Raw genomic sequence first — 6,150 nt, forward strand, 5'->3', positions numbered from 1 at the left:
GGTCAAGGAGGATGACGCCATACGGGACCTTCTTGCCTCTAAATTCGATAGGGAAACACTTACCGAACTGCTTCAAATCGAAAAAGTCGATATCGAGGACATCCTGAATAACTGTAGTTATTCCAAGTCTTTTATAAGCACGGCGAACGATTTACAGATCCTAGATGCCATTAGTAGTTGCTATGAAGAATTCAAAGTGCTAAATAGAAAGAAATAAATTTTCTATTTACCACTGCATTTTATAGCTTTAGCCAAAATAGACAACTATGCATCGACTGTTCGTATGGGTTTTGGTACTGGCTATCCTCAACGCTTGTAAATTAGAAAAAAAAGAAGCGGTAGAACAACCTGAAATCACGATCAATCAGAATCAACCGGAAATAAAGGAAACCACTCCCTTCGTATGGGAAGGTGCGAACATCTACTTTTTACTTACCGACCGCTTTAATAATGGGGACATCAACAATGATGTGAATTTTGAAAGGACCAATGAAACCGGTCTTCTTAGAGGTTTTATGGGAGGGGACTTGGAGGGGATCACACAGAAAATTCAGGATGGTTATTTCAAAGACCTTGGCATCAATGCCATTTGGTTTACCCCCGTTGTAGAACAAATACATGGTGATACCGATGAAACTACAGGGAACACCTATGGCTACCATGGGTATTGGGCCAAGGATTGGACGTCATTGGATCCCAATTTCGGAACACGGAAAGCGCTTGAGACATTAGTGAAGACGGCCCATAAAAATGGGATCCGCATATTGATGGACGTGGTCTTGAACCATACAGGTCCGGTTACATCAAAAGATCCCGTTTGGCCTGAAGAGTGGGTCAGAACCGAACCTATTTGTGAGTTCACCACCTATGAAAACACAACAGCATGTACTTTGGTCCACAATCTTCCAGACATACTCACAGCGTCGAACGAGGCTGTTGAATTACCCGATGCCCTTTTGGCCAAATGGAAAGACGAAGGGCGTTTAAGCAATGAACTCGATGAACTACAATTGTTCTTTGACCGCACGGGATATCCCAGGGCACCCCGTTACTATATTATAAAATGGTTGGCGGATTATGTAAATAATTATGGCATCGATGGGTTTAGGGTAGATACCGTAAAACACGTCAACGAGAATGCATGGTCGGAGCTTTATAAAGAGGCTTCCATAGCTTTTGAATCCTGGAAAAATAAGCACCCTAACGACGTATTGGACGACAATCCTTTTTATATGGTAGGGGAAGTGTATGGATATAATATCTCCAGTGGTCGACAATTTGATTTCGGTGATAAAAAGGTGGATTATTTTGACCATGGATTCAAAAGCTTGATCAATTTTGAGTTAAAAAATGATGCCGACAAGGATTATGAAACAATCTTCAAAAAATACAGCACGATCCTTCACTCCAAACTCAATGGGAAAAGCGTTTTAAACTATCTTACATCACATGATGATAGCTCTCCCTATGACAAAGACCGTAAGAAACCCATCAGGGCAGCCAATGTACTTTTACTAACTCCTGGTGCATCCCAAGTCTATTATGGCGATGAATCGTCCAGGGACTTGACCATAGAGGGTACCGTTGGCGATGCGACCTTACGATCGTTCATGAACTGGGAAGACCAAGACAGTTTGCCCGATACGAAGAATATCTTATCGCATTGGCAAAAATTAGGTAAATTCAGAAGAAACCATCCGGCGATTGGGGCGGGCAAACATCTAAGGCTTGCCAAAAAACCATACGTCTTTAGTAGAACCTATATCGATGAGGACTTTAAGGACAAAGTCGTGGTGGGATTAGACCTGCCAATAGGAAAAAAATCGCTGTGGGTCAAGGGCTTCTTTGGCGACGGTACCAAGCTTTATGACACCTATTCAGAAACCCATGTCGAAGTGCAGAACGGCAAGGCCATCTTTGAAAGTGACTATGACATCGCTTTATTGGAATTGGTCCAATAGTTTGGTTTGTTGGTAGATGATTACCTTGAAAAGATTGACAATACCAATATTCGATTAAAAAATCCTAAATTTTTGATTAAATGAAATTAAATAGAAGAAGCTTTTTAAGTAAGCTTTTTTTTGGTATTGTTGGCATTGTGTTATTCGATGCTTTTTGGTTCGAACATAATTTTATTGAATGGAATACCTTTGATGTTTCCAAGGGTAACAAGAATAAGATTAAAGCCATACAATTGAGTGATCTTCACCTCAAAAAAATCAAATCGGCACATAGGTCCATTGCTGAACGAATCAATAAAGAACTCCCTGATGTACTTTTACTAACAGGGGATTCGATAACAAGAAATTCACTAATTCCAGTGTTGAAAGAGTTCTTATCCCTTCTTGACCCAAACATCCGAAAAGTCGCTATTTTAGGAAACAAGGAATATTCTGGCCGTATCGATCTTAATGTATTGAGGGAAACGTATGAGGCGTACAATGGTATGCTTTTAATAAACGAGTCATTCGTAATGGAAACCAAATTTAGGAAAATCAATATTCTGGGTATAGATGATTTAGTTTGGGGTCAACCAGATTTTATGATGGCTTGCGAAAATATCGATAGAACATTGACCTCCCTCGTTCTAAACCATTGCCCGGCCTATCGAAGTTCTATAGACGAGCTTAGTTCTGAGATGAATATAAAGCCAATTATTTTGTCGGGGCATACCCATGGCGGGCAGGTGACATTTTTTGGAATTCCTTTAACGACACCCAATGGAAGCGGAAAATATGTAAAGGGCTGGTATTCCAATATAATATCCCAAATGTACGTGTCAAAAGGTATAGGCACTACATTACTCCCCATTAGATTTTGCGCTCGAGCCGAAGTTGCGATTTTTTATGTGTAGATTACTTCAAGGAGTGAAGTGCGATCCTGTTACCCTCTGTATCCTTTACCAAGGCCATAAAACCATGTCCGCCTCCGATTTCGGTTTTTGACCGCAGTATTTCACCTGTAGCCCTTCAACCCGGTCCATTTAAATAACAAGGTCTGTACAAGGAACGTATATCGGTGGTCCATCGTAGCACAGGGATATACTTTTCATGATCAACCAATGATCTTTTTACTGAAGACCTACCCTACAAAATGCCTAACCATGATTCAAGAGAGTTGCACGGCTCTTACACCATCTTCGCATATCTTATACGCATGGTCCTAATTTTCCAGTTTCGATTTAAGCGATTGTAACCCTTCTTCAAAATCCTTACCGACCATTTTGTCCATATTCATGAACAACATCATAATACTAATAGGAAATTTATTCTTCCCCGTAAAACCCCAAGTCACTTTGGTTGCCCCACTGCCCTCGTCCGAAACACGGAGATAAGCATCAGACTGTGATTTCCATGGTTTTAAAAAGCGCAATTGAGATCTTACTTCCTTGTTTGGGGTAATTCCGGTTAATTCCTGTTCCCCTTCGCCTACCTCTTTGTTGCCTTTCCACCGACTAACGGCACCGACCTCCCCATCCTTTCCTGTAAATTCCTTTACCATATTGGGATCTCTTTTACCCCAAGGGCTCCATTCATCCTGATGCTTTAAAAATCGTAAATATTCAAAAACTTCCGAAACAGGTTTTGAAATCGAAATACTGCGTGAAACTTCGTAGGTTTTGGGGGCTATCATGGCCAAGATCAAAATGAGAACCACAAACCCGACTAAAATATAAAGTAGTGTATACATTTGGATATCAATTGATTGGTTGTTATTAAATATAGTGAAAAATTACTTTCGTTCGTTATATCTAGATAAAATATCAGCTATACTCTTGATTGATTTTTTTGTCCAATCAAGTTGTTTCTCCAATTTTTCGTTTTCCGACAATTGCCAGGGCAGACCTTGCCGTTTCATTTTAGTGGTTAGATGTTGCAGTATAATGGCTGCCGAAACCGAAATGTTCAAACTTTCGGTAAAACCGACCATGGGAATTTTCAAAAGGTGATCAGCGTCGTGAAGTACTTCCTCACTTAACCCTTCTTTTTCGGTTCCGAAAAACAAAGCCGTTCGTTCTGTGAGTTCGAAATCCTCTAGGAGACTAGATTCGGCATGCGGTGTGGTAGCGATGACTTGGTACCCTTCGCCTCTCAGGTACGATATGCAGGACCCAGTAGTTTCATGCCGATGCACATCTACCCATTGTTGTGCCCCCATGGCGATGTTTTTATCCAAACGTTTGCCAAAACGGCTTTCTATGACATGAGCGGTCTGTATCCCAAAAGCCTCACAGCTTCGTATTACTGCACTCGTATTATGCAGTTGAAAAACATCTTCGATGGCAACGGTGATGAAATTGGTCCGCTCTTCCAGGACGTGTTGAAAACGTTCCTTTCTTTCAACGGAAATAAACCCCTCTAGGTAGGCTAAAAGTTGCTGGTCTATCATAGACCGAATATAATAAAAAGTCTATTTTTATAAAATGATAAAGAATGTGGTCATACTCACGGGAGCCGGTATCAGTGCTGAAAGCGGTCTAAAGACGTTCAGGGATGCCAATGGTTTATGGGAGGGACACGATGTAATGGAAGTGGCTTCACCCCAGGGGTTTTCGAGAAATCCGACATTGGTATTGGATTTTTATAACCAGCGGAGGCGACAATTATTGGAAGTATCCCCAAATGAGGCGCACAAGGCTCTGGTCGCTCTTGAAGCCTATTTTAACGTAACCATTATTACCCAGAATGTGGATGACCTTCACGAAAGGGCCGGGAGTACCCAAGTCTTACATTTACATGGGGAACTTCTTAAAGTCCGTAGTGCGGGTGGAGGCCGGCCAATCCCTTGGCAAAAGGACCTGGTAGTGGGTGACCTCTGTGAAAAGGGGCAGCAATTGCGCCCCCATATTGTTTGGTTTGGTGAAGAGGTTCCCATGATGGGAAAAGCCATCGAACTAACCTCCTCAGCAGATTTATTGATGATAGTCGGTACATCAATGCAAGTGTATCCGGCGGCTAGCCTGATTAATTTTATAGCCCCAAAAACACCTATATATTTTATAGATCCACGACCATCAATGGCAAGCGATCCTGAAAAAAAGCTGCTGGTAATTCCTGAAAATGCGACCAAAGGCGTGCCTAGCGTGGTTGCTGATTTAATTCATAAAGTACCCTAGAACGTTTGGCCCACTCGATAACCGCCTGCCTTTGCTGCGATGTCAGTTTGGCCTCGGAATGCATCCATGTATAGGGTTTTAAAGGCATTTCATCATTTTCGATTACTTCAATGACCTTACCGAGCATCTGGCTTTTCGTTCGGGTTGTATAATCACCCCAAGTTGATAGGTTCATCGCCTCCTTTCCTCCTTCCACGTGGTCGTACAACCAATACGATATCGGGGCAATTGTATTGTACCATGGATATTGGGTGTTATTGCTATGACAATCATAACAGGCATTTCTTAAAATAGCCCGTACCTCATTACTAGGATTGGTTTCTACACTGAAATTAACTGTATGGTCGCCTTGGGAAAAATTATTTGGGGGGCGATAAAACTGCATAGCAAGCAACACCAACAGCAATATAATTGCCATTTTTTTCACTATTTTCATTGGGGCGAATATTTAAGTAAAAATACAAATAATTGTGACTCAAGACGAACTGACCCAATCTTTGGATTACGTCAATGCAACACGGAAAAAGCGTATGCAAATGGCGAATTTGGTTTTGGACTCTCCGGAGATAGTATCACCATTGTTCAAAATCGCCTTTAAAGGCCAAGACCCTATTTCGTACAAGGCATGCTGGATCTTGGAATATGTGGCAAAACAAAATCTGGACTTGCTCTTACCCTATATCGACCTTTTTACCCAAAATATAAGAAACCTGAATCTCGATTCATCCGTTCGCCCTATGGCTAAAATCTGTGAATTTCTGACCAAGGCCTACTTTTCAAAAAAGATGAACAAAGTTAAAACCACATTGACCCATGGGCATCTTGAACTCATGTCAATCGCATGTTTTGATTGGCTGATAGGAGATTACAAAGTGGCTGCCAAGGCCTATGCAATGACCTCATTACTACTTTTGGGTCATAAATTCGATTGGATCCACCCCGAATTGAAATTGGTATTGGAACAAAATTACGCATCGGGTAGTGCTGCCTATAAAGCTAGGTCCAGAATGATTCTTGAAAAGCTAAAGTCAATG

7 protein-coding genes and 1 pseudogene are annotated in these 6,150 nt (G+C 41.4%); 5 read left to right on the forward strand and 3 right to left on the reverse strand.

Features of this window, described 5'->3' with window-relative positions; translation table 11 throughout:
- The 3 genes and pseudogenes from WBM98_RS10285 to WBM98_RS10295 all read left to right on the forward strand — a co-directional run.
- Positions 1-217 (forward strand): annotated as a pseudogene (locus tag WBM98_RS10285) (carboxypeptidase-like regulatory domain-containing protein); the annotation flags it as partial.
- A gap of 49 nt (positions 218-266) precedes the next feature.
- Entirely contained in the window at positions 267-1,961 is a 1,695-nt protein-coding gene (locus tag WBM98_RS10290; RefSeq protein WP_424365935.1) for an alpha-amylase family glycosyl hydrolase, read from the forward strand.
- A gap of 80 nt (positions 1,962-2,041) precedes the next feature.
- Positions 2,042-2,854, forward strand: a complete 813-nt coding sequence (locus WBM98_RS10295; RefSeq protein ID WP_424365936.1) for a metallophosphoesterase — start codon at positions 2,042-2,044, stop codon at positions 2,852-2,854.
- A gap of 308 nt (positions 2,855-3,162) precedes the next feature.
- On the opposite strand, the gene WBM98_RS10300 is transcribed toward WBM98_RS10295, so the two are convergent.
- Together WBM98_RS10300 and WBM98_RS10305 are read right to left on the reverse strand one after the other, a co-directional pair.
- Positions 3,163-3,690 carry an SRPBCC family protein gene (locus tag WBM98_RS10300; protein WP_424365937.1) on the reverse strand — a complete coding sequence of 176 codons (528 nt, stop codon included), beginning with the start codon at positions 3,688-3,690 and terminating at the stop codon, positions 3,163-3,165.
- Between the two features lie 42 nt (positions 3,691-3,732).
- The gene (locus tag WBM98_RS10305; RefSeq protein WP_424365938.1) at positions 3,733-4,389 is read right to left on the reverse strand and encodes a TrmH family RNA methyltransferase; all 657 of its coding nucleotides are present in this window, start codon (positions 4,387-4,389) and stop codon (positions 3,733-3,735) included.
- A gap of 34 nt (positions 4,390-4,423) precedes the next feature.
- Between WBM98_RS10305 and WBM98_RS10310 the strand changes: the two genes are divergently transcribed.
- On the forward strand, positions 4,424-5,116 hold the full coding sequence (locus tag WBM98_RS10310) for an SIR2 family NAD-dependent protein deacylase (protein ID WP_424365939.1): 693 nt from the start codon (positions 4,424-4,426) through the stop codon (positions 5,114-5,116).
- Here the strand turns inward: WBM98_RS10310 and WBM98_RS10315 are convergent.
- The gene (locus WBM98_RS10315) at positions 5,079-5,552 is read right to left on the reverse strand and encodes a heme-binding domain-containing protein (RefSeq protein WP_424365940.1); all 474 of its coding nucleotides are present in this window, start codon (positions 5,550-5,552) and stop codon (positions 5,079-5,081) included. The genes WBM98_RS10310 and WBM98_RS10315 overlap by 38 nt on opposite strands.
- A gap of 34 nt (positions 5,553-5,586) precedes the next feature.
- On the opposite strand from WBM98_RS10315, the gene WBM98_RS10320 reads away from it, so the two are divergent.
- On the forward strand, positions 5,587-6,150 hold a 564-nt coding region (locus WBM98_RS10320; RefSeq protein WP_424365941.1), incomplete at its 3' end, for an adenylosuccinate lyase.

Source organism: Maribacter sp. (assembly GCF_049667165.1).
Lineage (GTDB): Bacteria > Bacteroidota > Bacteroidia > Flavobacteriales > Flavobacteriaceae > Maribacter_A.